This window comes from Bradyrhizobium sp. LVM 105 (assembly GCF_003957705.1).
GTDB classification, from domain to species: Bacteria; Pseudomonadota; Alphaproteobacteria; order Rhizobiales; family Xanthobacteraceae; genus Bradyrhizobium; species Bradyrhizobium frederickii.
On record NZ_QZMV01000027.1, the window covers coordinates 20,725 to 45,631 of the forward strand.

21 protein-coding genes and 5 pseudogenes are annotated in these 24,907 nt (G+C 60.5%); 12 read left to right on the top strand and 14 right to left on the bottom strand.

All coding sequences use genetic code 11. The annotated features are described in order from the left end of the window. Nucleotides 1-196 precede the first annotated feature (196 nt). Nucleotides 197-835, top strand: a pseudogene (gene istB / locus D6B98_RS36510) (IS21-like element helper ATPase IstB); the annotation flags it as partial. Nucleotides 836-841: 6 nt separating this feature from the next. On the opposite strand, the gene D6B98_RS36515 reads toward istB, so the two are convergent. Together D6B98_RS36515 and D6B98_RS40300 are read right to left on the bottom strand one after the other, a co-directional pair. Beyond that, nucleotides 842-2,944 carry a recombinase family protein gene (locus D6B98_RS36515; protein ID WP_126261817.1) on the bottom strand — a complete coding sequence of 701 codons (2,103 nt, stop codon included), beginning with the start codon at nucleotides 2,942-2,944 and terminating at the stop codon, nucleotides 842-844. Next, the gene (locus tag D6B98_RS40300; protein ID WP_164719099.1) at nucleotides 2,938-3,426 is read right to left on the bottom strand and encodes a hypothetical protein; all 489 of its coding nucleotides are present in this window, start codon (nucleotides 3,424-3,426) and stop codon (nucleotides 2,938-2,940) included. The genes D6B98_RS36515 and D6B98_RS40300 overlap by 7 nt, the downstream gene beginning before the upstream one ends. A 29-nt stretch (nucleotides 3,427-3,455) precedes the next feature. Between D6B98_RS40300 and D6B98_RS41130 the strand changes: the two are divergent. Together D6B98_RS41130 and D6B98_RS36530 are read left to right on the top strand one after the other, a co-directional pair. Next, nucleotides 3,456-3,576: pseudogene (locus D6B98_RS41130) on the top strand (ATP-binding protein); the annotation flags it as partial. A 674-nt stretch (nucleotides 3,577-4,250) separates the two neighbouring features. After that, entirely contained in the window at nucleotides 4,251-4,541 is a 291-nt protein-coding gene (locus tag D6B98_RS36530; RefSeq protein WP_126261818.1) for a hypothetical protein, read from the top strand. Nucleotides 4,542-4,914: 373 nt separating this feature from the next. On the opposite strand, the gene D6B98_RS40305 is transcribed toward D6B98_RS36530, so the two are convergent. From D6B98_RS40305 to istA, 5 genes and pseudogenes are all read right to left on the bottom strand, one after another. After that, entirely contained in the window at nucleotides 4,915-5,082 is a 168-nt protein-coding gene (locus D6B98_RS40305) for a hypothetical protein (protein WP_164719100.1), read from the bottom strand. 329 nt (nucleotides 5,083-5,411) lie between these two features. After that, the gene (locus tag D6B98_RS36540; protein WP_126261820.1) at nucleotides 5,412-5,609 is read right to left on the bottom strand and encodes a hypothetical protein; all 198 of its coding nucleotides are present in this window, start codon (nucleotides 5,607-5,609) and stop codon (nucleotides 5,412-5,414) included. Nucleotides 5,610-5,646: 37 nt separating this feature from the next. Further along, complete coding sequence (locus D6B98_RS36545; RefSeq protein ID WP_164719101.1) at nucleotides 5,647-6,492, bottom strand: hypothetical protein; 846 nt, start codon at nucleotides 6,490-6,492, stop codon at nucleotides 5,647-5,649. Beyond that, on the bottom strand, nucleotides 6,410-6,946 hold the full coding sequence (locus D6B98_RS36550; RefSeq protein ID WP_126261822.1) for a hypothetical protein: 537 nt from the start codon (nucleotides 6,944-6,946) through the stop codon (nucleotides 6,410-6,412). Before D6B98_RS36550 ends, D6B98_RS36545 begins: the two co-directional genes overlap by 83 nt. Before the next feature lie 2,108 nt (nucleotides 6,947-9,054). After that, a pseudogene (istA, locus tag D6B98_RS36555) lies at nucleotides 9,055-10,452 on the bottom strand (IS21 family transposase); the annotation flags it as partial. A 156-nt stretch (nucleotides 10,453-10,608) separates the two neighbouring features. On the opposite strand from istA, the gene D6B98_RS36560 reads away from it, so the two are divergent. Together D6B98_RS36560 and D6B98_RS36565 are read left to right on the top strand one after the other, a co-directional pair. Continuing rightward, nucleotides 10,609-12,255, top strand: a complete 1,647-nt coding sequence (locus tag D6B98_RS36560) for an integrase catalytic domain-containing protein (RefSeq protein ID WP_164719102.1) — start codon at nucleotides 10,609-10,611, stop codon at nucleotides 12,253-12,255. A gap of 125 nt (nucleotides 12,256-12,380) precedes the next feature. Then, nucleotides 12,381-13,404: pseudogene (locus D6B98_RS36565) on the top strand (IS110 family RNA-guided transposase). A gap of 767 nt (nucleotides 13,405-14,171) precedes the next feature. Here D6B98_RS36565 and D6B98_RS42035 read toward each other — a convergent pair. Both D6B98_RS42035 and D6B98_RS36575 read right to left on the bottom strand, forming a co-directional pair. Next, a pseudogene (locus D6B98_RS42035) lies at nucleotides 14,172-14,573 on the bottom strand (recombinase family protein); the annotation flags it as partial. Nucleotides 14,574-14,714: 141 nt separating this feature from the next. Continuing rightward, nucleotides 14,715-15,272: a recombinase family protein gene (locus D6B98_RS36575; RefSeq protein WP_126261825.1), complete on the bottom strand. Its 558-nt coding sequence runs from the start codon at nucleotides 15,270-15,272 to the stop codon at nucleotides 14,715-14,717. Nucleotides 15,273-15,447: 175 nt separating this feature from the next. Between D6B98_RS36575 and D6B98_RS40310 the strand changes: the two genes are divergently transcribed. The 4 genes from D6B98_RS40310 (at nucleotide 15,448) to D6B98_RS36585 (ending at nucleotide 17,189) form a co-directional block, all read left to right on the top strand. Continuing rightward, a complete protein-coding gene (locus tag D6B98_RS40310; RefSeq protein ID WP_164719103.1) occupies nucleotides 15,448-15,612 on the top strand; it encodes a hypothetical protein in 165 nt (54 codons plus the stop codon). A gap of 1 nt (nucleotide 15,613) precedes the next feature. Further along, nucleotides 15,614-15,754: a hypothetical protein gene (locus tag D6B98_RS40315; RefSeq protein ID WP_164719104.1), complete on the top strand. Its 141-nt coding sequence runs from the start codon at nucleotides 15,614-15,616 to the stop codon at nucleotides 15,752-15,754. 289 nt (nucleotides 15,755-16,043) lie between these two features. After that, nucleotides 16,044-16,388, top strand: a complete 345-nt coding sequence (locus tag D6B98_RS36580; protein ID WP_235884910.1) for a hypothetical protein — start codon at nucleotides 16,044-16,046, stop codon at nucleotides 16,386-16,388. Between the two features lie 171 nt (nucleotides 16,389-16,559). Then, entirely contained in the window at nucleotides 16,560-17,189 is a 630-nt protein-coding gene (locus D6B98_RS36585) for an ATP-dependent DNA ligase (RefSeq protein ID WP_235884913.1), read from the top strand. Here D6B98_RS36585 and D6B98_RS42040 read toward each other — a convergent pair. From D6B98_RS42040 to D6B98_RS42050, 3 genes are read right to left on the bottom strand one after another with little or no spacing between them, the layout of a single operon-like run. Further along, nucleotides 17,120-17,518 (bottom strand): transposase, encoded by a 399-nt coding sequence (locus tag D6B98_RS42040; protein ID WP_430642564.1) that lies wholly within the window; start codon nucleotides 17,516-17,518, stop codon nucleotides 17,120-17,122. The genes D6B98_RS36585 and D6B98_RS42040 overlap by 70 nt on opposite strands. 39 nt (nucleotides 17,519-17,557) lie before the next feature. Then, a complete protein-coding gene (locus D6B98_RS42045; protein WP_430642565.1) occupies nucleotides 17,558-17,905 on the bottom strand; it encodes a transposase in 348 nt (115 codons plus the stop codon). A gap of 7 nt (nucleotides 17,906-17,912) precedes the next feature. Beyond that, the gene (locus D6B98_RS42050; protein ID WP_430642566.1) at nucleotides 17,913-18,455 is read right to left on the bottom strand and encodes an IS701 family transposase; all 543 of its coding nucleotides are present in this window, start codon (nucleotides 18,453-18,455) and stop codon (nucleotides 17,913-17,915) included. Nucleotides 18,456-18,585: 130 nt separating this feature from the next. On the opposite strand from D6B98_RS42050, the gene D6B98_RS36595 reads away from it, so the two are divergent. Next, nucleotides 18,586-19,032, top strand: a complete 447-nt coding sequence (locus D6B98_RS36595) for a ParB N-terminal domain-containing protein (protein WP_126261827.1) — start codon at nucleotides 18,586-18,588, stop codon at nucleotides 19,030-19,032. Between the two features lie 864 nt (nucleotides 19,033-19,896). Further along, on the top strand, nucleotides 19,897-21,174 hold the full coding sequence (locus D6B98_RS36600; protein WP_126261828.1) for a cystathionine gamma-synthase family protein: 1,278 nt from the start codon (nucleotides 19,897-19,899) through the stop codon (nucleotides 21,172-21,174). A 659-nt stretch (nucleotides 21,175-21,833) separates the two neighbouring features. Here the strand turns inward: D6B98_RS36600 and D6B98_RS36605 are convergent. Beyond that, nucleotides 21,834-22,118 carry a DUF3892 domain-containing protein gene (locus D6B98_RS36605; RefSeq protein WP_235884911.1) on the bottom strand — a complete coding sequence of 95 codons (285 nt, stop codon included), beginning with the start codon at nucleotides 22,116-22,118 and terminating at the stop codon, nucleotides 21,834-21,836. A 1,783-nt stretch (nucleotides 22,119-23,901) separates the two neighbouring features. On the opposite strand from D6B98_RS36605, the gene D6B98_RS36620 reads away from it, so the two are divergent. Further along, complete coding sequence (locus D6B98_RS36620) at nucleotides 23,902-24,192, top strand: hypothetical protein (protein ID WP_126261830.1); 291 nt, start codon at nucleotides 23,902-23,904, stop codon at nucleotides 24,190-24,192. A gap of 121 nt (nucleotides 24,193-24,313) precedes the next feature. Here D6B98_RS36620 and D6B98_RS40320 read toward each other — a convergent pair whose 3' ends face one another. After that, nucleotides 24,314-24,463 (bottom strand): hypothetical protein, encoded by a 150-nt coding sequence (locus D6B98_RS40320; protein ID WP_164719105.1) that lies wholly within the window; start codon nucleotides 24,461-24,463, stop codon nucleotides 24,314-24,316. Nucleotides 24,464-24,907 lie beyond the last annotated feature (444 nt).

The following is a 24,907-nucleotide window of genomic DNA, read 5'->3' on the forward strand; positions in this document are numbered from 1 at the left end:
ACTTAAAAAACCGGACCCAGTGGTCCTCAGCATGGGGTCCACTTCACGATATCGGCGCGCGCACTTACGGTTCGTTCAAATCGATCCTCGCCAACAATCTTGATCGGCGTCCTTCACCCAAGCGCTCCGCGGACGACGCGCCGATCCTCCATCCCAACATCCGCGGGCCGCGCTACTACAATTAGGAGATCACGCCTTGCTCACCCATCCGACCCTCGATCAGCTCCATCAGCTCGGCCTTCACGGCATGGCCAAGGCCTTCGCCGACATCGAAGCCGGCGGCGAGGCCGCCAGCCTCGGCCACGCCGAATGGCTTGCGCTCCTGCTCGAACGTGAAGCGTCGCTGCGACGCGACAAGCGACTGTCGAAGCGGCTTCAATATGCCAAGCTGCGCCAGCAGGCCTGCGTCGAGGACATCGACTATCGCACCCCGCGCGGCCTCGACCGCAGCCTCTTGACGATGCTGGTCGAAGGCCAATGGATCGCCGACCACGCCAATCTTTTGATCTGTGGCCCGTCCGGCGTCGGCAAGAGCTGGCTCGCCTCGGCGCTCGGCAACAAAGCCTGCCGCGACAATCGCTCCGTGCTCTATCAGCGCGTCCCGCGACTGTTCAGCGATCTGGCTTTGGCGCGCGGTGACGGCCGCCACCCCCGCCTGCTGCGCGCGCTCGGCCGCGTCGATCTCCTCATCCTTGACGACTGGGGCCTCGAGCCGCTCGACGCCGCGGCCCGCCACGACCTCCTGGAGATCCTCGAGGACCGCTACGGCCACCGCTCCACCATCGTCACCAGCCAGCTTCCCGTCGATCAATGGCACGCGCTGATCGGCGAGCCGATGACTTCATGATGCCTCCTTCTTCGAACGCTTGGTGCGTCGTACCCGATTGCGAAGCTGACCGATTTGTTCGTCTGAGAGCTCGATCTGCCATGGCTGGCCTTTGGTTAACTGACGACCTGCCAGCATTCCGCGCGCAAGATAATCGAAGATTGTTTGCGGGGTTACTCCAAGCTCAGCCGCTGCGCCCTGAATCGAGAAGCTGCCGTCGGGCCAGCGCATCGGATTCTTGTCCACGCCGTTGATTTTGACGGTGGGAATGCCCCAGCGGGTGCGCAACAGCCAGACGTTCTCGCCTTTGAAGGCGCAGCCTCGGGCCGCGACAAAGCCTTCCTGATTGAGTATTGCCGCGATCTCGGCATCCATTTTGTGTTCAGCATTCAACTCGACGATCCGTCGCCGCAACCGATCAATGTCGATATAGTTGCGGTAGGTATGAACGCGCCGTTGTACGTGATGCTCGCTGGTTGCGCCGGTCTGCCAGACGATCTTGAGCCACACCTGACCTCGGGTCCGCTTCTGATCAAGAACGACTTCGCGGATGACAAATCGCAGAATGCGCTTGCGATCGGCTGCCGACGTGGTGGCCGCATTCCAAATCCGCGGCAGGTTCGCGCCGAGCGCTTGTAGCCCTGCGCGTTCCGCCGGGCCAATCAGAAGCGGCTCTTGCGCGCGCCAACGCGCATGCTGCTGCTCGACCGTCTCGACGACACGCAGCTTCTCTTCCCAAGCCCGCTCAAGTGAGCGCGCCACAAGACGGTTCTCGGGCTCGACGGCGTCATACTGACGCCGGGCGCGCTCGGCCTCGTAGCGGGCGCGCTCCACGCGAAGCGCCCACTGACGCTCGAGCTGACGACTCTCTTGCTCCAGTTGGCCCGCCGCCGCGAGTGCGATCTCAATCTGATCCGGCACCAGGGCATCGAGGAGCATCCGTTCGACCAGCGCGTCAACCGCCAAGGCCCGGACTTCCTGACATAGTGCACTGCCTTGCTGGTCCCGATCCGAGCGGCAGCAATAGACCGGATAGTCGGCATTCGGGCCCGTGTAGCGCATGCTCATGCGCCGTCCGCAACGGCCGCAGATCGCAATTCCTTGTAACAGGGCTGCCCCCTTGCGCGGTACGCCAGAGTGTCCTGCCTCATAGCGGAAGATGTTATCTGCCAGTCGCCCCTGGTTGGCCATGAACTCCTCCCAGCTGATATAGCCTGGGTGAGCGGCGTGGAGGCAAACCGCCCAATCCCCGATCGCCACCTTGACCGTTCCCGTCAGCGATCCCGGCCGGCATCGGCTCGGATCCTTTTGCCGACGGCCATAAACATACGCCCCAGCATAGGCCGGATTTTGAAGGATACTAAGGACGCGTGCACTATCTGGCGCACGCCAGACGATCTCGTGTGGAGATGGTCCAAGCAGCGGTCGAACCGGCAAGGATAATCCGTTCCTCTCCAAGTACCGCATCACACGGCGAGCGCTTTGCAGTTCCCGGAATTTGGCAAACACGAGATGAAGACGGGCCTGCACCTCCTCATCGGGATTGAGAACAATTGTGCCGGCTCGATCATAGGCGAGCCCGGCCGGCAGGGGCAGCCGCAGTTCGCCCCGTGCCGCCTTCTGGCGTTCTCCTTGGTGAAGGCGCATCCGAAGCTGATGCAGCTCCGCCTCGCTCATGATGCCGGACAAGCCCAACAGCAGGCGGTCGTGGTAGGCGCGCGGATCGTAAAGCCGCTCGCCATCCGCAATGAGCACGCCGAACACCGAGCACAGCTCGAGAAGCTGATGCCAGTCCCGGTTATTGCGGGCCAAGCGAGAAGCGTCGAGGCTCACCACAAGGCCGGCGTTGCCAAGGCCGATCTCGGCAATGAGCTTCTGGAAACCATGACGATCCACAGCGCCAGCACCGGATTTGCCCAGATCCTCGTCAATGACCTGGACTCGCTCCGGCGGCCAGCCCAGACCGATGGCGCGATCGACGAGGCGGTACTGCAGCTCGGTGCTCTCCTGGTGCTGGCGCACCTGGTTCACGGATGACTGCCGCACGTAGACATAGGCCAACTTGGCTCGGTGCGCAGTCGTGAGCCGCTCGTCAGCGACGGTCGAGCTGATCAGCACGACCCAGTCCCCTTCCGGGCGTGCCGGCAACCGCTTGCATTCGCCGCAGCAGCGTGGCGAGGATTTGAGCGATCTGGGTTTGCGTCGCGGTCGATAGATTCGGCCACAGGCGCGGAATGTCGGCCGTCGGGCGGCCGGGTGGATTTGCCAACGTCGGCAGCGGTCGATACGCAACGCGACCTGGAAGCGGTCGGTGGGTCATCGCGAATCACCTTCTCGTCGAGAAGGCCCAGACTCGCGCTCAAATGTTGCATCAATGGGATCAGCGTACGTGCACTGATGCGCGGCAGATCGGCGGCGTTCGGGTGGGGCGTGATCGGCGTCTCGGCAAGATCCGTCGACGCGATCCGAACCGCCCGCGGCCGGCCGTCCGGCAGCGCAACAACGACGTAGGCAGGACCGCGCCCCGACCGCTCCTTGAGCACCTCAAGCCGGTGCCCAAACAGAAAATGATGCGGGTCGGTGATCGTGACGTGAGACACGACCCGCTCAAGAATAGGGGTACTCTGACGTGTTCGGCGATCCCACCCTCGGCGATGCGATATTGGACCGCATCATTCACAATGCGCACCGCCTCGAACTCAAGAGGCGACAGTCTAAGGCGTCAGGCTGGCGAAAAGAAAAAACCGTAAGCACCTCGCGCACGATCGCCCCGCCGGCCCACAGGCCCCTCCTCGTGCGCGTCGCTACGTCGCTCGGGGGGCACTCCGCGCCCCGCACGGGGCCCTCCTATGGACCGCCGGAACGATCTCCGAACCAACCCGCCAGCCTTGACCAGAGACAATTTCCGGCACACATAAGCCCGTCAGTCGTGTTCGTCTCCAAACTGATCGCGATCACTGGAATCCGTGATCACCACCGCCTGGAACACCTGATCGCCATCCCCGGAATCCGCAAGCTAGGAAGCAAAGCGGCGTTCCTATCTGGAATCAAAAGAGGCCGCCTCTCGGTAGCCTCTTGCCGGTTGCAATGTTGATCGTGCTGAAATGCCAGTCCCGGCCGCCTTATTACTACTGATTCCCGGTGTAATGTGGAGTCCGCAAGAATGCGGTGTTCAATCATCGAAGCCGCGCAAGTGTCCTAATCTGCCATCGCGGATGTCCTAATTAGGACAGCCCCCCGCTTTGATAGAGGCATTGCCTCGCCCCCCGCCGCATACCGATCAATGCCGAAGATGGTTGCCCCTCAAATTTCGCAACATCAACTCCTTTTCTGAGGAGTTGCCTTTGCGTGTCGGGCCTCGCTGAATCTGCAGCACCGGCGCGAGCTACTGCGGCTTCCAATCCAGCAACAAAGGAAACCTGATATGATTCCTATAGAGGAGTCCTTTATTCGAGCGGTAACGTTGCTTGACGGTCCAAAACCGACCGAGCAACGGACTGAAATCGTCGCCCACTTGGATACTATTGTAGACTATGCGCGCGACGATGCCGAGGAGCGCCTAGCCCATAGTTTCAAAGAGATGACCCTGAACCACCTGGACAGTATTCGTCGAGATACGTCGACCATTGTTGAGGAAAAAATGGACCTGGCTCTGATCGCCACCGAAGAATTGATTATAGCTATCGTCGAGCGCAACCGGCGGGGAATAGGATGATCCGGGCGATGTCCATGCAGGCTTGCAACCGGGCAATACGGCGGCCGTTGGTCGCGAGCAGATAAGCATGAGAGGCGACGACCTCCAGCAAAGACATGCACGCAGCGCCATCGGACCAAGCAATAACCTTCAAAATCACGGACGGCGCGTGACTGGAAGCCCTTCGATCGAGGGGTTCATGGTGTACTTGTTCGGGCCTGACGGGAATATTGTGCACTCCGCAAGACTGATTTGCGCCGATGAGGAAAGGGCTAAGCAGCGAGCACAGCAATTAGCCGAGACCAATAGGGTCGAGCTTTGGCAGCTCACTCGCAAGATTGCGAGCTATCGGTCACGCGCGAACTGAGGCGCTTGGTTTGCGCAATCCTCGCTCTTACCCTTGGCCATGGCGTTTGTCCCTCGCAGATATGATCCCGGCCTCCCGGCGGCGCTCCAGCTCTTGCTCAAGGATATCCAGGCCAAGACAGATCAACGCCTCGCCGACCTCAATCGGGTCATGCTCGTCGAACGGAGGCTCGCTCGGATTGACGGGTGCCATCATGGTGCATGGTGCCTACGTCGTGTCTGGTGCACGGATTTGAAGGTCTGCCTCTAGCGAAGTCGAGCGCAAAGTTGCCCCGCACTGGTTCTGACGCCGAAAAAGGACCCGCGATTTCACTGGCGAAAGATCTTCCCATTGCCCTCGGATCGACTGCAGGTCTGTTACGCGCCGAGATGGCCATGATCTGGAGAGCCGCCTCCAGAGAGTTCCGTCTCGGCGGCTAGATGAGCGGCGAGCGGCTCTTGACCTGAGGCCAAGGGCGAGCTCAGGATCGCCTTGGTGCGGTCGTCTGAGGGCGTCGAATTGCCGGTCATCGAAGCATGCCCCGCCTAGCTAGGATCCCGCTCCAAAATGAACGTCGAGTGACCCTTCGACCTCCTGCCGACCTCGTTGAGGCAGGCAATGGCAGCATCAGTCGAGACATGATCGGTATTGGAGAGGTGCTTGGCGAGCGCACTGATCTCGCGTGTGACGAACACGCTAGCCATGATCTTGCTGCGGCGTGCTATCGTCGTGAGTGTAGCCATCCGACCAAGCTCCTCTGTGTCGCCGCCGAGCGTCCGGTCAAAACGCTCGGCGGCGGGAATTGGGCCGGCGCTGGTCTCCGGAGTGAGAGCAGCGGAGAAAACACTCACTCATCAGCACAAACCCCGCACTCAGGCCGTAAGGCATCGGCGCGCGCCCGCACCATGCCTCAGGCCTAAGCCGTGACTTGCATCTCAAGTATACAGGCCCGCGCTGCCGGGTTTCAGCGCGCCGACGGGTGTAGATTTCTGAGGCGGTCTCGACATGCTGTTCAGAGCGAGCCGGTGATTTCGCCCGGGCCGACATCGAATGCACGGTCGTAGCTGAGGCCAGCGCCTGTGCTGCTGCCTTTGTGCGGGCATAGATTTCATTGGCGGACAGGTTCATGGTTTGAGTCCTGTCCTTCTGTTCGCGTCGGATCACGCAGCCTTGTCGGTCGCGGGCTTGTTCTCGGCTTACCAAGCTTTGAGCTGTTCTGCGTTTTCGAAGATCTAGAGATAGGTTCCAGCTCGACTTTGATTTCCGAGCGAGGTCGCTGTGCACGTAACCCTCGACGCGGTCGAGTACCGTCAGAACAGCCTGCGGCGAGACGTAGCGCATCGGAGTCCAACCAGCAGGGGCACCCTTCAAGCCGGGCAAGGCGAGCGCGGATGCAAGCGACGACACACCGCTACGACCGATCCAATCGGCGTAAGTGACGCGATCGAAATAGCGCCGGCTGGTGATGTTCGTCGTTTGACCACCATGTGAGAGATCGGCGGAGCCGTTCGGATTGACTTTGATCTTGGCCGCATACTCGGGGTCATAGGGCCGGCCACCAGGCCGCAGCCAGGGTAGCTCGCGCACTCGGGAAAGTTCTTTCCGCGGCACGCCGGGCATGTCCATGATTGCGACTTGGAAGCTGTGGATCTGCTGATCGTCCGGAAGTTGCCGGTTCAGAATTTCGCGACTCAATCTCGGCTTCGGCCATCGCGCGCATCGCAGCGCGGAGCTGCTTGATCGCAGTGGTGACGGCTTCCTGCATCTGTTTCTGAGCAGCCGCGCCGAGCGAGTGGACGCGCGTCAAATTGTCTTTCCGCTCCTTTTCGGCGGCAGCAGTCTTTGCTTCCGTCAAAGCATGGTCGGCTCGCCGGTGAGCCGCACGAGCTTTCACCAAGCGAACTTCAGCTAAATTCTTGATGCCGACGAGGTCACCGATCTGGTCGTCAGACAACTCGATCGGCGGCGCTTCCATTGAGTGGACGGCGCTGGCGAACGCGGCCTCGACCGCGGCAAGTTCACTGGGCGTTTCCAGACCTTTGGCTTCCAGCTTGGCGATCTGCGAGGTCTTGCCGGCCATGAACGTCTCCGTTGTTCACCGGGACATATTGCACGGCTTGGCGCTTTGTCCTTACGGCACAATCGCTGATTATTTTTTTTCGCGATTCTGCCCTGTGGAATTTGACGACGCAGTTGCCGATTGCGTCGACCAACGGCTGCGGTGACCTGCCAGCGGGCGGTGCCGTCAGTGCGTTCGCGTGCGATGCTTGCGCCAACAACGCCGCCGGCAGCCGCCGTGGCGATCTGATGGGCGACCTTGCTCTTCGCTCGCCTCCGACGAAGGCAAGCTCAGCGACCACTGCGGCCGTCGGAACAGGTAGGCCGAAGACGCGCTGCAGGTGCTGCGACTGAGCGGTAGCTGTGGCAGTTTGATCGGGGAAACTTCCGGATTGCTATTGCCGGTGCAGAGGTGGCCGCCCCTCAAACGCTTGCGACCGCAGGGACGCGATGTACCGCTCAAAAATGTGCATCCACTGGCCTGTGCTACCCGTAGGTACGCTTCGCAAGCGATGGTGGCCAGCCCGTCCTCGAAGACTGAGGCTGGCCACCTTTGCTCCCGAGAGGCTGAAATTCTCTGGACGCCAGCATCCTATATTGCTGAGAAGCATGCGGAACACCTATCAAAATTAGTGGGGACGAGAATGTAAGGTAGTGCGAGCGCCCTCGCGCCATCGAGGTACATTCCGACGTGAACCACTACACGTTCTATGGAAGGTTGCAGATGGTGAAGTGGTTCTACAAAACTCAAGCAGGGGGTGGCTCAGATCGTTCCGACTGGGAAGGCTTTTGCGGTCACGTTTCGTGGTGAGACATTGGGGCATTATGCTTCGCCAGCGTCAGCGGCCGAGACTTGGCGAACGGAACATGCTCTTGGCCTTCGGCCGGAGACCCATCAAACCTGGGCATACCGGAGAAGATTAGCGAGTGGCAGCGCGTGCGGTGACTTACACTCCCCGAGGGTCCTCACCTCTGGTGATCACCGCCGTTTGGATCGTCCACACTTGGGCGCGATTCGGCACCGTTCGGCTGCGCGCGTCAGGCGCTACCCCTGCCACGCCCGCACTACCATTTGAAGTTAGCGGCCACGTGACTCGGCGCTTATCGCCCACGCATACACAGAGGAAAAGCGCTGGCCAGCCTCAAAGCAGCGGAAGAAGCCGACCGGGAGCGTATCGCTCGCAGAATGGGCATAACCGTCATAACGGGCTTAGCCCGTGAGCCGGAAGCAGTGCGAACGCGGCTCTGCGCCTGACGGCCTGGGGGCATGATCAGGCATTATCCTGCCGCATCCGCACTGCCAAATTGAGTTAGCGGCGACGTGACTCGGCGCCGACCGTTCTGGTGCCATTGCGCTGTCCCTGCCACGGCCCGTTAACCACAGCGGCTCTGTATCCGTGCTAGCTTACCAAAAGCTGACGAGACTGCGCGCCCATCGACCAAACGAAATGCGACCCGTGTGGGCCGTTCAAGCCGGGCGGCCTATAACAACAGTGCGTGCAATCTGCTCCGGGCAATCCTGCAGCCAAGCAAAGACGCCCGCTAGACTGTAAGGCCGTGCGACTTCATGGCCGCCAAGCTTAATGGGATGATCTTCGATAAGATAGAATTGCCCATCGGCTGTTCTGACCATCCGGTCTCTTATCTCAAACCACACGCCCGTTGTCGGCCACCTTTTGTAGGATACGCGCGTCGCGAAATGGACCGCTTCAGCAAGGTCCCGCGCTGTCGGGTTCCGTTTCCGCGCGCGCAAATGCCTTAAAGGCTTAGCTTTTGGTGCCATGATTTGTCCTTGAGCATACGCCTTCCTCGGTTGCTCAAAAGCCGCGCGGATGCGACTCGGCGCCCTTATCGGCTGGGGGGCCTTGGATAGAGGCGCTATCCCTGCCGCATCCGCACTGCCCCGTGAAGTTAGCCCTGGGATCAAAAGGCTAACCCACACCCAGCTTTCCCGTGAACCCTTACCCACGGGGGCTGAAGTGCGGTTTTAGCGAGAAAGCCGCCGCGAGTGGCCTACCTAAATTGATAGGCTAGACTGAGCGACTTAACGCCGCTCAACCTGTCAGTAATTCAGCCTATCGGTCTTGCAAAACGATCAGGCCGACGCGAACGGCGAGCTGACCTCCCCGTATCACGTCGACGGGCCAGGATATTGAGCACGACATCGGCGGAATGGACGCTGTGACTGAGCGCTTCGGCACAGGCCGCTTCCACCGCGGGCAGACCGTCAGTCAGCACCGCGTTGAGGATGTCGACCATCTGACGATTGCCGTCGTCGGTGCTGGCAAGCTTGCGCCGGATCCGCTCGATCGCGGCGGGCAGCACCCAGTCCTCGAAGGGAGCACCGTTGCGCAAGGCGCCGGGTTTGCGGGCGAGCACCGGCACATAATGCCACGGGTCGTAGACGGTATCGCCGCGGCCAAAGGATCGTGGGTGCTCGGCGACGATGCGTCCATCCTGTCGGATCACGATGCGATCGGCATAGGCTTGAACCTCGACCGGTCGTCCGACTGCGCTGGCTTCGACCGAGTACTTGTTGTTGTCGAAGCGCACCAGGCAGGGCTTCGAAACCGATGCCGTCACCGCATGGAAGCCGTCGAAGCGGCCGGCATAGAGAACGAGTTTGGGGCGTTCGGCTTCGAACACCTCCCAGATCGTCTGATCGACCAGCTCCGGGTGGCGATGAGCCTTGGCGTAGGCGATGCATTTGTCGAGCAGCCAGGCGTTTAACTCGTCGAGGGTTTTGAACCGCAGCCGCGGCGTGAAGAAGCGTTCCCTGACCAGCCCGACTTGGTTCTCCACCTGCCCCTTCTCCCAGCCCGACGCTGGTGTGCAGGCGACCGGATCGACCAGATAGTGGCTGCACATCTGCAGGAAGCGGCGATTGTAGAGACGCCCTTTACCGACGAAGATCGTCTCTACGGCGGTCTTCATGTTGTCGTAGATGCCGCGGATGCAGGTGCGTTTGAACAGGGCGAACGCCCGGTCGTGGGCGTCGAACACCATCTCCTGCGTCTCCCGCGGATAGGCCCGCACGAACAGCATGCGGCTGTGACAGAGCCGGACATGGGCAGCCTTCACCATGACCGCGGTGCCGCCCAGCAAGACCACCTCGTGGCTCCAGTCGAACTGGTAGGCTTCGCCTGGGGCAAAGCTCAGCTGGACATAAGCGGCCGCGGTCGATTGCCCGCGTTCCCTGCTCCACCGCTTGGCGTAGCGGCGCACCGCATCGTAACCGCCGTCATAGCCGCGGCCGCGCAGCTCTTCGAAGATCCGGATCAACGTCAGCTGTTCACGAGCCGATTTAGCCGCGTTCGCCGCCAGCAATCCGTCGAGTTTTACTGCCCATCGTCCGAGCTTGGGCCGCGGCTGCACTTGCCGCTCATACTCGAAGGAGGTCTCTCCCGACCTCAGAACCTTCCGGACCGTGTTCCGTGACACCTTCAGGTCACGTGCGATCTCCTTGATCGTCTTGCCCTTGATGAAGTGCTCGCGCCGAATCCGCGCAATCGTCTCCACGACCAGCATCCTCCACCACCTGCTTTGTTACGAAGCAGGCAGCGCAACAGACCAACCCTGTAGGGGCGCATTGCCGCATCCAGAATGTTACTGGACAACTTCTCGCCGATGATGGGTCGGTGCCATCGAATTGGTTCGGTGGCGTCTATAGCGGGAAAGATCAGCATGGGCGCGCGGCGCGAGGTGGTGTCGGCGGTAACGGAGCGTTACCGGTTGGCCAAACGAGCGGAAAAGGGGCGGATTCTCGACGAGCTGTGCGCGACGACGGACTGGCATCGCAAGCATGCGGTGCGCGCGCTCCGGCGACGCGAGACGGTTGGACCGGGCGAGGTCGAGGCAACAAGAAAGCGGAGACGCAGATATGGCGCGACGATCAAGGACGCGCTGACGGCGCTAAGGGAGGCGTCGGATCGAGTATGCGGCAAGCGGCTCAAGGTGATGATCACGACCTTGCTGCCGGCCCTTGAGCGACATGGCCGATTGCAGCTTGGCCAGGCGGATCGTGACTGTGTTCTCTCGATCAGCCCAGCAACCATCGACCGCCTGCTCGTGGACGTGAAGGTCGCAGCGAGCGGCGGCAGGCGGCGCCGTGCCGGATTCGATTCGGCAATCCGGCGCGAGGTCCCAATCCGCACGTTCAATGACTGGCACAGCGCGCCGCCTGGCTTCTGCGAGGTCGACATGGTCGCCCATGGCGGCACGTCGGTGGCTGGCTCGTTCATCCAGACCTTGACGATGGTCGATGTCGCCACGGGCTGGACGGAGTGTCTGCCGTTGGTGACGCGAGAAGGTTCGCTGGTCGTCGAGGCGATCAACCACGCACAGAGCCTGTTCCCCTGGCTGTTGCGCGGCCTGGACTTCGACAACGACAGCGCCTTCATGAACGATGTCGTCGTGCCTTGGTGTCGCGAACAGAAGCTCGAAGTCACTCGCTCGCGCGCCTATAAGAACGACCAGGCATTTGTCGATCAGAAGAATGGTGCCGTCGTCCGCCGCCTCATGGGCTATGGCCGCTTCGATGGCGTCGAGACGGCGCGTATGATGGGCCGCCTCTATGCGGCGGCACGGCTCTACGTCAACTTCTCCCAGCCGTCGTTCAAGCTGAAGGAGAAGCGCCGCGAAGGGGCTAAAGTGATCAAGCGCTATCATCTCCCATCGACGCCCTATAAGCGTGCATTGGCGCATCCCAAGGTGACCGCGGCCGTGAAGAAACGGCTACGCGATCAGCATCGCTCGCTCGATCCGGTCGCGCTGTTGGCGGAGATTCGCGCAACCCAAGAGGAACTCGGCAATCGCGTCGATCGTCGTGCCGGACAGGCGCGCGGCCTGCAACCCGCTCACACTAGCACCCTGCCAGCGACCGCGGCAACGTTCGCGAAGACGCTCGGCAAGACGGTGACTGCCGGCGAGCCGCGTGCCACGCACCGTCGCCCCCGTCGGCTCTATAAGCCGTCCAAGCTCGACCCGCATATTGCTGTGATCGAGGGTTGGCTCGCTGAAGAGCCGCAGCTAACTGCGCTCGCCATTGTCGGCCGGCTGAGTGATAAATGCCCTGAGGAGTTCGGGCCGAGACAGCATTCTATTGTGCAGCGTCTGCTGAGGGGGCTTCGACGGATGACTGCTAGGCAGTTGGTCGCGGAGAAGCTGCTTGGCGACGCCGCGACTGTGGCCCCGTTGCCCGGGGTTGTGGACGGCTCGGGCTATGTAAGGCCCGACCCGCCCACAGCCCCTCTCGCCGAGCAAGCGGGGAAAACTACTTGGCGCGCATCAGTCGACCTCGGATCGTCATCGGCCACGGCGCCACCCGGGTAACATCTGCAAGTGAGGCAATACGGGGGGCAATATTGCAGACGATGACGTAATTGCGGTCGGGCGCCCGCGGCTCGAAAGGTCCGCTATCTTAAGCCTTCCCGCAATCTCACGAATCGGATGAGGCCATAAAGCAATATGTTGGGCTGGATGTCTCGCAAAAAGAAACATCAGTGTGTGTGGTCGACGAAGTAGGTCAGGTCTTGTTCGAGGGAAAGGCCAAGTCCGACCCGGGGGCGCTCACGGCACTGCTTCGCAAGCGGGCGCCACAGGCGGAGCGCATCGGATTTGAGACCGGGGCGATGGCGACTATGGCATGAACTTCGTAGAGTTGATCTTCCGGTGGTCTGAATCGACGCGCGTCATGCCCACGCGGCTTTGTCCCTGCGCATGAACAAGAGCGATCAGAATGGTGCTCGAGGTTTGGCCGAACTGGTGCGGGTCGGCTGGTATCGAGAAGTCAAAGTCAAGAGCGAGGAAAGTCAGAAGATCCGCGCTATACTCGTCGCGAGATCTCGGCTCGTGGCCATACGTCGAGATATCGAGAACCAGGTCCGCAGCCTCATCAAAGAATACGGTTTGCTGTTGCCACGCGCGATCGGACTGCAGTTTCGCAATCAGGTCTGCGAGCTATTGGGCAAAGATCATCAGCTCCTCGGGGTGATCGCGCCGCTTCTGTCGATCCATGAACAGATCTGCAAGCAGCAAAGCAACTTCGACAACGAAGTCCGCCAGTTGGCAAAGTCGGATGAGACGACGCGCCGCCTGATGACGGTTCCTGGTGTTGGCGTGGTGACCGCCTTGACCTTCCGCCACACGATCGACAACCCATCGCGCTTCCGATCTGCATCGAGCGCTGGCGCCTATCTGGGTCTTACACCTCGGCGCAACCAATCTGGCGAAACTGACATCAATGGCAAAATATCACGATGGGGCGACCGTCTTCTCCGAACTTACCTGTTTGAGGCCGCGACCGTCCTGCTTTATCGAACGAAGAAATGGTCGTCCCTCAAGGCCTCGGGAATAAAGCTCGCCAAGAGGATTGGCGTGAGGAAGGCGAACGTCGCCATCGCGCGCAAGATCGCCGTCGTTTTGCACTGCATCTGGGTCGACGGCACATCGTTCGACTGGGGCCGCGCGAAGGAAGCCTGATCCGATTTTGTAAAGTTCCTGGTCCGGTCTGCCGGACTGGCGATATCCCGCTGGGACGGTGTTGTGGCGACCTCGTTCATTCGGCTGGTGGCGGCTTGACTGTACTCCGCTGCAGACGTTGAGGCGTCCGACCCGGACATCATCATGAGGCGCTGCGCGACCTCGGAAGGGACCATGACCCCAGCGAAGACATCAACCAGCCCGTACGATCCAATGCCTGGCCAGCAGAGCATGTATCAGCCGCGCCCGCGCCGTCTCCGCAACCCCGACCAGCTCCGACGGCGCGGACGCTACCACCGTGCCATGGGCGAGTTCAGAAATGTAAGCTTGACAACAAACCGCAATTAAAGGGCCGAATGACAACGATACCGTTTTCTCACGACCGCCTCGGTCTGATCAGAGGCCGCTCTGGAAGGCTATCGGTCGGCGCCACAATATAGTCTAGAGGGCGTTTGTTCTGCTCATCCAACCTGACCAAGACGGCGATACTCGGACGGGTTTTTGAGCCGCGCCGCAGCGTCCAGGCGGAACAGTGCCTCTGGGAGTGCTGCCAGGACCGTACTACACGCAACGATATGAAAGACCCATCGTTGACGGCCAGGCAGCCCCCGGCCTGCTCCGCAATGAGATCGGGATTCACATTCGGCACGGCCGTAGCGATCTCAGCGGCGAGATCCTTGATGAGACTGATGCGCTCGCCGCGCGTCTCAAGGTAACTGTAGTCAACTGGAGGTACGTATCCGATCACCGCATAGGCGTTGCGAAGGCTACCGAACCTCCGCTCGTACAGGTCCGCGCTGGGGCTCCCTTTGCTCGACTGATCGCGTTGAGAGAGAATGTGTGCCGAGCCGGTGCTGAAGAACGCGCAGTCTCTTAAGCAGCTCATCCGAGGACAGCCGTTGCCGTATTTGTCGCTCAATAATCCATTGTGCGGCATCAAAGACGTTCCGCGACACAATCTGCTCAAGTGCGTCAAACGCTCGTATCAACTTGGCCTTGGCGTTGATCACACGGCGCCCTCGCAAGTAGTTCGATGTCCGGAAGTAGACAGTGTTGCCCGTGTAATTCTCGTTGCGAAGGATGCGACCAATCATCTGAAGATTCCACGGAACGACGCGATGGTTGGCAACGCCTCTCGCGCTCAGCTCGCGCGCGATAGCAGTCCTCTTTTCCGCCGACGAAGCTTTCGAATATCCATCGCACGATCGCTATTTCATCGGGTGGCCCGGCCCGCAGCAAGTCCCAGTCAGTCTGCAAGGCCTTTTGCTGGCCATGTTCGAGAAATCCCCGCGACTTGCCGGTTGTGTCGATCAGCTCTCCGCGCAGCGCGAAACCGGGCTGACCGTCCACCCAATAGCCGAGCCCTGCAATGGGGCTCTGCCCCGCAAAACCTTCGCCGATTGATTCCGGCTGTCCTCCGCTGCCATCAGGCGCTTCATGTTCTTCCAGAGGCCCGACATCGGGCTTCCGTCGTTCCCGAAGACCTCGGCGCAATAGAGCACCTTCACACCGGCCAACTTGCGGATGAACTCGTAATATGCACTCTCGTCTGTGTCCTGAAATCGACCCGAGCGACTGACGTCCCGCACCAACACATTCCCGAAATCGGCGGCACCCGACTGAACGTCGTTGATCAAACCGATGAGCCCCAGTCGGTTGTTGATCCTCAATCCGCTGATGCCCTCGTCAATATAAGTGCGCACGATCGTGAGCCGATGCTCGGCTGCGTAGCCGGCGATGACAGCCATCTGGTTTGCGATTGAATATTGCTGCCGATCCGTCGACATCCGGATGTACTGCGCAGCCCGGAGCTCGTGCTCCCGACGCCGAGGCAGCCTGGCATGCCGGACAGTGAGCTCTGTTCCCATGGAAGGCTCCCGACCTGTGCAGCTGTCAGCCTATTCCAACCCACCTGAAAACCAAGAAGTGTGAAGCTGCTCACCCCCGCCGAATCAAGCTTCGCCAGCTCCGACTGGTCCATTTCCGGATGAGTGTCCCGGACGGGGACGTTCCTATTGTTCTGGAGGTCGGCCATGAAGCGCCATGAGCAAGTATTTCGGTAGTGGCGCCGGCCACGTTCTGCGCCAGCACAACAGCGCCGTGTTGCTGTTCAGCTGGCGCGGCAAGCCGACGGATCGGCCCGCTAATCCCAGCCTTGCCGCCCTGCTCCGCGCCGTGGAGGCCGAGCACGCTCAAAAGGAGCGCTGATATGCAGCTGGCGGAGCTGTTCCAGCCCATCTTCGATCAGTCGGAGATCATCGTGAACGTACTTGGCTGCAGGGCGGGACATGGACTGCAGCAGTTCGTGCCGAATATCTCTCATATCTTCGAGCGCCTGCTGGTTCCTTAAGCGTACGTAAGCTGAGACTATCGCTTCACACGACATGGCGTTCCAAATGCATCACAAAAATGAGTTCTCAAAATTGACTGAACTGAGTGACCCGCGGGATGCCGAAATCTCAAAGTCATGTGCGTCAAAAGCACACGCGAGATTGTCCCGAGAGGTCTGCTTTTTCGACCTTGCCATGCTCGTTCCTCCATGTTGGCACCGTGGCGACGCGAGGAGGAATTCGCAGGTTCCGATTCGCCTCCCGCCGAACATTGCCTATCTTGGACTCCGGTCAGTGGAGTTCTCGCGTATGGCCTCGCCGTCCATCATTCCGAACGGTCGCCTCGACAAGGACTTTTACGTCGTCCTCGAGGAGTTCCGGGACGGCGCGGCATTCCGCGAGACTGACGAAGGCATCGACCATGCCACGCTGGTCGACGACCTGCTCACCGGCCAACATGACCGGGTGCTCCGCGTGGTCGCCTTCAACCCGGCCGAAGGCTGGTCGCGCGACGCGTCCGACGACATCGCGCTCGAGCACCGCATCGCCGCCGACAGCCTCGATACCTCTCCCGCGTTGAAGGATTTCGTTAAGAGCCAGCTCGGCCGCGATCGGCGTTCAGCTGGCGCTTCCGCTCCAGTCCTAAACCACTAGGCTTACCAACCAAACCGCGAGCGAGCAGCAGACAGCAATTCCAAGGTATGGCAATGCAATTGTGATCGGTCCCTGACCGACGAAATCCCGACGCTCAAATCAAGCGCGACATTCGCATATTCGCGGCCGCGTGACTATCTCGTTCTCATACCGCCTGCGTTCGCGTTCTGCCTGCCCACTTCCGCCAAGGCCGCCCCCGACGGCACCGACCGGTTCCACGAGATCAAGTGTGACGGCTATCGCCTGCGCCTCGAGCTCAATGGCCGCACCGTGCGCCTGATCACCAGGAACGGGCACAACTGGACCGACCGCTCCCCTTGGATCGTAAAGGCCGCGCTGCGCAACCGCGAGCAGGAATTCGTCATTAACGGCGAGGCCGTGGTGCTCGGCGTTGACGGCGTCTCCGACTTCAACGCGCTCCACTCGCGCCGGCAGGTGCAGCTCTATGCCTTCGATCTGCTCGCGCTTGGCGGCGAGGATCTGCGGCAGCTGCCCCTGGAGATGCGCAAGACCAACCTCGCCCGGCTGCTGCGCGGCCGGCCCGACGGCATGTTCATCGAACCCTTCGAGAGCGGCGCCATCGAGCCCGACGTCTTTCGCGCGGCCTGCGACCGCCGCCTTGAGGGCATCATCTCCAAGCGCCGCGATCGCCGCTACATCGCGAGCCGCACGCGCGAATGGCTCAAGATCAAGAACCGCACCCATCCGGCCATGAGCCGGGACCTCCAGCACTACTTTGGCAGAATGTGTTTGCGCCACTGTTTTTCAAGGATTTGTTTTCGGCAATACGGGCAGCGTTGAGGCGGCGGCCGAAGGATGAGGTCGACCATGGCGTGACATACGGCGGGCATGGTTGGCTGAGGCGGAGGCCCGTTAATCTTCCGCCCCGCGTGTGCGAGGCGACAATGTTGCAGGAAGGCGTAGGCAATCATGGTCATTAGGGCGTGACGATGAAGACCTTGCCATGATCGCCCTTCGAAGTGATCAAGTCCAAGCTCCTTCTTCAACTGCTGATGCGCCTGCTCACAAATCCATCGCGCCTTGATGGTGGTGGCCAGTGTGCGCAGATCCGTCGCCGCTGGAAGGTTGGCGAGATAGTATTTCTTCTCCCCTGAGGCAGTGCTCGCCAATCAGCCAAGCTTCGTCGCCCGGGAGATGCTGCTGACCTTTTATCCCATATCCGCTGCGGAGGGCCGTCGGCGGTGTGGACACGGACAGCAGCAAATCGGGCTCTCAGACGACCTTTCTTTCCGCTGCGCCAACTCACGTTTTTCCATTTGGCTCTGGTCAGCATTTGTTCTGCCGCAATCGGTAAGATTTCTGGTACGTGGTGCTTTCGCTTCCCGCGGACTTTGGTAATCGGCCAATGAGCTGTACATCAACCGGATACACCTTAAGATGCCGAGGGATCCGACGGCCCAGACCAGGCCGCGTTCTGTTAGCCCTTGTCGAAACGGTGCGCTGAGCCCGTATCCTGCATCCGCCAGCACGCATCCAAAGCGCACGTCGGCTGCCATCGCTCGGTTAACCTCGGCCAAAGCAATTTCCGGCTTGGATCGTGCCGGTTCGGTGTTCGATCGGCACGCGAGCACGCTTCAAACGAGATACATTGCCTGTCCAACTCTCAGGCAGAAAGAGACGCAGCGCGACCATTACCGGCACTGCGCCGCGCGAGAGTGTCAGCGACACCAGCGTTTGGCAATTTGCCGTTTTGCCAAGAGAGGACGCATATTGAGGAGCGACACCAACCGAGCGTTCGCCCTTCTTCGGCATTGCCGTGTCGTCAATAACGAGCACGGCATCCTTGCCGCCGACAAGCCGGTCGGCCTGATTTAACAGTTCAGATTCCAACGGAGTCGCATCCCAGACACCGTCGGCAATGAAATGGTGCAGCTGATCGTAGTTGCCCGCGGCAAGGCGCTCCGCCATCGGCTGAACGATTTGGCGGTAGCCGGGACCGATCAATCCCGCAACGTACAATGGACACATCTGCCGCCGGGTCTTATGACCCAACCGATCCAGCAACGGCTTCAGCCAGCGTTCGGGTTCGTCTTCCCACTCCGCCATGGTCAGCCCTCCGAGAGCCGACCACCCGTGAATCATCGGGACTCGGGAATCTTGAGGGTTCTGTGAGGTCGCCGGGCAGGTTTAAGCCGCGCGCGCTATCGTAGCGTGCGACCTCATCCGCGAAAACGGCGTGCGCGAACCGGTCAGCGTGTTCGAGAGAAAGATCCTCGACGGCCGCAACCGCTATCGCGCCGCCGTCGAGACCGGCACCGATTGCCCGACGCGCTATTATGGTAACGATCCGCTGGGATACGTCATCAGCCTGAACTTGAAGCGTCGACACCTCGCCGAGAGCCAGCGCGCGATGTGTGCGGCGCGGGCAGCCGAACAGTTCAGGCAGCGACAGGGGTCGGCCGCGCAGACCAAGGCGGCGTGGCACGGTGGGACCGCGAGGAGGAAATCAGGCGCCTCCACGCGGATACGTCCCTGTCATATGATGATCGTGCCGAAATGGTCGCGCAGCTTGGGGCAGGCGCAACCATCACCGCCTTTCCAACTCCGATCGTCGCCACCTGGCGATAGCTTCTTCGTCAGCTCACCGACAGGTAAGTGCTCCAGAGGTTACAACGTATCGTAGTGAACTGAGTCTACTCAGTCCTGGCAAGGGAGTAGGGAATGGATCCTTTTGAGGCAGGGCAGATTCTGCGCTGAGATGGGATCTCTTCGAACGAACGAGAGGGGCAGGAAAACGAGGCCGGGGCGCAGTGGGACCTAGTGCTGACAGGCTATGACGCGGCAGATTCAGCTCATGCGGAGGACGACCAAGACCAGACGGTTGAAAATTGGGCTGCCGAACGGGACGTGGGCCCGCTCGAGGATCGAGAAGAAGCCATAACGCGATTAAATTTCTCCGAGAGAGATCAACATCTCGATCTCGGATCGTTGTCCCTGACCAGTCTGCCCAGATTTTCGACCGACCTCAGGCAAATCGACGTTTCCTTCAACCGGCTAACCAGACTGCCCGATAGCCTGCCCGCCACCCTCGGGTCGCTCAACGTCAGTCACAACCAGCTGAGCAACTTGCCCGCCCTTCCGGCCGTGCTCGCTTATCTCAACGCGAGTGATAACCGACTAGCGGGCCTCCTGAGGCCCTTCCTCCTGCGCGTCAGTTTCTCGACGTCAGCTACAATGAGTGCCGAAGCTGCCGGAGGTCCTCCCTGATTCGCTCCAGTTCTCGAGGTCAGCGACAATCAATTGACGAGTCTGCCGGAGGGCTTCCCCGCTATGCTCCATACTCTCGCCGTTAGCGGCAACCAGCTAACCAGCCTACCCGAGAACCTACTGACGCAGTTGAGCGCTGGTGCCGAGTTAGAACTGCCTGGAAATCCGCTGCCGGAGCAGGTGCTGACGAACCTGCATACAGGCTCGATTTTGTGACCACCGCGGTGTACCACCGATTCGGCCCGCAACGTGCGGCCAGCATCAGAACAGCGAGGCAGCCATGGTAAAACCGTTCCCGTCGAAGACCCATATCGGCAACCATATGCTGCATCCGGAAACCCTGATGCTGACCTATGGCTACGATTCGCAATTGTCGGAAGGCGCCATCAAGCCTCCGGTGTTCCTGACCTCCACCTTCGTGTTCAAGACCGCCGAAGACGGGCAGGACTTCTTCGACTATGTCGCGGGCCGGCGCGAGCCGCCGGAAGGCATGGGCGCGGGCCTGGTCTATTCGCGCTTCAACCACCCCAACAGCGAAATCGTCGAGGACAGGCTCGCGGTCTACGAGCGCACCGAGAGCTGCGCGCTGTTCTCATCCGGCATGGCCGCGACCACGATCCTCGCCTTCGTCCGCCCCGGCGACGTGATCCTGCATTCCCAGCCGCTGTATGGCGGCACGGAAACGTTGCTGACGAACACACTGGCGCGCCTGTCGATCGGTGCGGTCGGCTTTGCCGACGGCATCGATGAAGCCTCCGTCAGGCAGGCCTCGGAGCAGGCGATGGGTAGGGGGCGGGTTTCGATGATCCTGATCGAGACCCCGGCCAATCCGACCAACGGCCTCGTCGACATTGCGATGATCCGCCGCATCGCCGATTCTATCGGCAAGGCCCAGGGACACGTTCCGATCATCGCCTGCGACAACACGCTGCTCGGCCCGGTGTTTCAGCGGCCGATCGAGCACGGCGCCGACTTGTCGCTGTACTCGCTGACGAAATATGTCGGCGGCCACTCCGACCTGATTGCGGGCGCCGCACTCGGATCGAAGGCGATCATGAAGGGCATCAAGGCGCTGCGCGGCGCCATCGGCACCCAGCTCGATCCGCATTCGTGCTGGATGATCAACCGCTCATTGGAGACGCTGAGCCTGCGCATGGAAAAGGCCGATGCGAATGCGCGCCTGGTGGCGAGCTATCTGCGCGACCACCCCAAGGTCGCCAGGGTTCACTATCTCGGTCATCACGAGGAGGCCTCGCCGTCGGGCCGTGTATTCGCGCGGCAATGCCTGGGCGCGGGATCGGCCTTCTCGTTCGACATCGTCGGCGGCAAGGAGGCGGCGGTGAAATTCCTCAATGCGCTGCAAATCCTCAAGCTGGCGGTGAGCCTCGGCGGCACCGAGTCGCTCGCGAGCCTGCCCGCGACCATGACCCATTCCGGCGTTCCCGCCGACATTCGCCAAAAGATCGGCGTGCTCGATTCCACCATCCGGCTGTCGATCGGGATCGAGAACCCGTCCGATCTGATCGCGGACCTCGCGCAGGCGCTGAACGCGGCTTGAGCGAGGGATCACAGCGCATTGGACGCGCGGCACGCTGCATGATCGCCGCGGCGGCCTCATTGCTTTGCGCGCCCGAGAGCTGCCGCACGAGGCAGACGTAAAGCCCTTGCTGGATGCGTTCAGCAGGGAATGGCCGGCAGGCCGTCAATCTCACTCTATTTCGAGCCATTCGGAGACGGGGCGACCCGTGGGCTACGAACGAAACCAACTCGCAATCGTCGCCTGATCCCGTGCCCGACGCGATCACCGTGCTCATGCTTTGCATCCAGCTGAAGCAGTTCCGCCTCGGCTTAGTTAGCAGACTGGCTGGCCTCTAAACGTGCGGGCCGGTGAGACACTTCGAGAGCGACAAAGGGCCCTTGAATGAGTTGTTGTTCTCGACGGCAAGCGGCCCACGCGGGCCGCTTTTCGTTTTATGGATTGCCGCGCGGTCTCGTCAGCTTTCAGTAAGCCAGCGCAGCTACAGGGCGCTTGGGGTTAACGGATGTGGCAGGGACAGCGCTTCCCCCAGGGTAAGCGCGGGGGCTTTCAAGCGCCGAGTCACGTTGCCGCTAACTTCAAAGGGTAGTGCGGGCGTGGCGGGGACAGCGCCTGACGCCGCGCGGCCGAACGGCGCCGAGTTGCGCCCGCACTACCGGCGATCTAGGATACGATAAGCTTCACGGACACTCAGGGAGGGAAAGGAGATTGTCCGGTTGAATTCCGTCCACTGTTGTCTTGATGTACTTGTGTCGGCCGTCGGTGGCGACGATGACCTCGACGGTGACGCCTGATTGTTCGACGTAGTACTCCCACTCGCGGCTTTCGAGGTCTCGGATAGTCTTCTTAACGGATAGCTTCCATCGCGTTCCGTCTGAATTTACCCCGCCGACATTTTTGATTCTCTCGTGTGCGTTTCGCCTGTCAGTCTTGTTTATGCAACGAATGCGCAGGCGTTTGGGCATGCGGGTGTCTCCCATCTATGCAAGCTGTCGGACCAGCTTAGAGAATGGTCGAGGAGGATGAACCGGCCGATTCTGGTAGGTGCCCTGGTTACTTGTCTGCGCCATTTTCTGGTGGCGCCTGGAGAATGTGACCCTCTCACGAGCAAAGGTAGCCAGCCTGGGGCCGCGCTGGCTACCACCGCTTGCGACCACCCTACAAGGTGCTACCGGCCAACGGATACACACGTTCGAGCGGCACATCACCTCGCTGCGGCTTGCGGTGCTTGCAGCCAATCAGGCCCCGGCGGCCGATCAGTCTTTGAGCCTGGCAGATCGCCAAGTCGCGACTTTTGATGCTGAGGACGCCCAGGAAGTGTTAGGCATACTCGATTGCGTGAAACTCGCCCCGGGGCGGAGGAGGCACGGAAGATCGCTGCTCGCATACGCGCGCTTCTAGAGGGGACGAGGTGAGCTCGATCTTCTTTCTGTTCTTTGGCGCTCCTCTTTCATCAGCGTGGATCACTGTCAAAGTCAAAGCTGGATACCGCGACTGCTTGCCTATCGGTGGCAAAATACGGATTTTACGATACCGGATTTCAAGAACAGCCTGGTGTGGATTGCCTTTGCTATCCTGGACTTCGATCCGGTGGAGACCTTTGCTTATCCATGAACGTCTTTGGCTCGATACCGATTGCGCATTGCGAACCGGCCGAACGCTGGCCTTGCAGGCCGCGGCGATCAGCCGGTACGACAGCGAGGGGAATTGGCCTGCCCTCGGTCGCCGGGACTGACGTTATCACACCGCGAATCACGCAAGGACTCGGGAGCAATTCATTAGGTTGAGTGATGTCGCAAATAGCACTCGAACTTTGACCCCGTCACTACGAATGACTGCTTTTAGAATCACCACGTGTTTCCGTCGCCGCGGCAGCTATTTGGTAGCTAACGGCCATTTGCTTCGCGCAAGACTACAATAAGCTATTGATTTCGCTGGTACAGTTGGGTGGGTTCGAACCACCGACCTCCTGAGACAGGCGGTTACATGCATTCCGGGAATCCTTGGAGAATGCTGAGTGAGTCTCCCACGCACCGCCCACCAAGGCGCATCATCGAGGCAGTCATGTTTACCCCGCCGATCGGCCCGGCGTCGGCGCGCGAACTCCTGTCCTTGTCCGAAGATACATGGGGCATCCTTCGGGATCGGCTAACGGACGGCGCCCGTGGCCGCCAGGACGGGTTAACAGCTAGGTGCCTGCGCTGCGAAAGTCGTGTCTTTATCCAGACAAGAAAGCAGGGCGAGCGCGGGCTTCCCTATTTTGTGCACTACAGAGGCGAGATCCTAGCTGCCCATGGCACCACGATCACTTTCGATCGACGAGGCCCGAGCAGCCCAGTACCAGGGCCACCAGGAATCCCACACCCATCGGATGCTCTGCGAACGTTTGACGAGCTCGCCAAGGCCGACGTGCGTTATGTCCGCAGTACAGTCGCGCAGTACCTACCGCCAACAGAGAACAGCTTTGGCAGGTATCCCGACGTGTATATCGAATGCAAGGCCTTGCACCGTTGCGATCGAAATCCAGCTCTCGAATACCTTCCAAACGGAAATCTCCGCCCGCTGCCCACCATTATGAGCGTGAAGGGGGCAACCTGATCTGGGTGCTCTATGGAGTCGATCCGACGACCGATGATATCCCGCAAAGTTTTCGCGACGTATTCCGCCGGCACCGCGGCAATGCATTTGTCTTAGACCACGAAGGGGTCCAGGCATCCCACGAAAAAGACGATCGTCCTGAAATGCTATTTGAAGGACGGCGAGGACGCGTACAAGCCGCCGAAACTGGTTCGGATCGACGCGCTGACGTTTCGAGGGAAAGGCCTTCCTTCTCTCGAAGAGCGAATAACAGCCAATCTTAAGGCGGAGATCGGCGCGCAAAGAGCGTCTTGGTTCAAGGCGCTTGAGCCTTACCGCGACAATTGGGAATGGACTATCGTCCGCGCACCAGCGGTCAAACATGCGATCGCGGCCTTAAGCCATCGCTTTGGAGTCATCTCCTCGTATGGTCCCGGCGAAGCAGAAGAGATCGCCGTCTGATCGCCATCGTCTTTACCGTGATATCGGCCGCAAACGGGCACTTCCGAAACTATGCAACGCGGCACGACAATATCCGCGCCATGCTAAACACGCTCTTGAATAGCGTGGAGGAGATGCAGCGCTACGCTCTCCTGATCGAATCCTTCTCAGCCATAGTAATCAACACGGCCTCTTGAACGGCAAGGTTGGCGAACATATCGAGCGTGCCAAGGCGGCCGCGGAAGGTAATCTCTGCCTCGAGGGCGAGCCCGAATGGCAGATCATGGCTCATCTCGTGCCCAGAGGTGTTCAATCGCATCACCCGCGAGGAGATGGCATATTTGGATGAACTTCCGGCTTGCGCATCCGGGGCAACGTAAGGCCCGTGGCCCGGTCTTTTTGGACGGTCCCGGTACCAAACCGCCTCGCTTACCTGCGATGCAGAATTTAAGATGAGCGCTATGCCGATCGCGATTCGCGACGGCTGTATGGCAATGTGGCTTCAACGAATGACTCACATGCAAAATCCATCCGCTGGCAGCGCAACTGCGCAAGCCTGAAGAAGCTTTTATGAGCTGCTGTTCGAGAACATGCGCTCCAGGGGGCAGCATCTCCCGATTGTCCTTTATGAAGGCATGATTTGGGACGGTCGCGCGCGACTGAGCTGGCCCCGGTTGTCTGAACAGAATATCCGCGTCGATAAGTGGAGCCTCTGCCGGGGTTAGGCTGCCGTGCG

Bases quoted from the DNA above. Each gene is read 5' to 3' on its own strand.
- D6B98_RS36530 (WP_126261818.1), top strand. From the start codon at position 4,251: ATGATTCCTATAGAGGAGTCCTTTATTCGAGCGGTAACGTTGCTTGAC.
- D6B98_RS40305 (WP_164719100.1), bottom strand. From the start codon at position 5,082: ATGATGGCACCCGTCAATCCGAGCGAGCCTCCGTTCGACGAGCATGAC.
- D6B98_RS36540 (WP_126261820.1), bottom strand. From the start codon at position 5,609: ATGGCTACACTCACGACGATAGCACGCCGCAGCAAGATCATGGCTAGC.
- D6B98_RS36545 (WP_164719101.1), bottom strand. From the start codon at position 6,492: ATGGACATGCCCGGCGTGCCGCGGAAAGAACTTTCCCGAGTGCGCGAG.
- D6B98_RS36550 (WP_126261822.1), bottom strand. From the start codon at position 6,946: ATGGCCGGCAAGACCTCGCAGATCGCCAAGCTGGAAGCCAAAGGTCTG.
- D6B98_RS36560 (WP_164719102.1), top strand. From the start codon at position 10,609: ATGGGCGCGCGGCGCGAGGTGGTGTCGGCGGTAACGGAGCGTTACCGG.
- D6B98_RS36575 (WP_126261825.1), bottom strand. From the start codon at position 15,272: ATGGGAACAGAGCTCACTGTCCGGCATGCCAGGCTGCCTCGGCGTCGG.
- D6B98_RS40310 (WP_164719103.1), top strand. From the start codon at position 15,448: ATGAGCAAGTATTTCGGTAGTGGCGCCGGCCACGTTCTGCGCCAGCAC.
- D6B98_RS40315 (WP_164719104.1), top strand. From the start codon at position 15,614: ATGCAGCTGGCGGAGCTGTTCCAGCCCATCTTCGATCAGTCGGAGATC.
- D6B98_RS36580 (WP_235884910.1), top strand. From the start codon at position 16,044: ATGGCCTCGCCGTCCATCATTCCGAACGGTCGCCTCGACAAGGACTTT.
- D6B98_RS42045 (WP_430642565.1), bottom strand. From the start codon at position 17,905: ATGGCAGCCGACGTGCGCTTTGGATGCGTGCTGGCGGATGCAGGATAC.
- D6B98_RS42050 (WP_430642566.1), bottom strand. From the start codon at position 18,455: ATGGCGGAGTGGGAAGACGAACCCGAACGCTGGCTGAAGCCGTTGCTG.
- D6B98_RS36600 (WP_126261828.1), top strand. From the start codon at position 19,897: ATGGTAAAACCGTTCCCGTCGAAGACCCATATCGGCAACCATATGCTG.
- D6B98_RS36605 (WP_235884911.1), bottom strand. From the start codon at position 22,118: ATGCCCAAACGCCTGCGCATTCGTTGCATAAACAAGACTGACAGGCGA.
- D6B98_RS40320 (WP_164719105.1), bottom strand. From the start codon at position 24,463: ATGAGCCATGATCTGCCATTCGGGCTCGCCCTCGAGGCAGAGATTACC.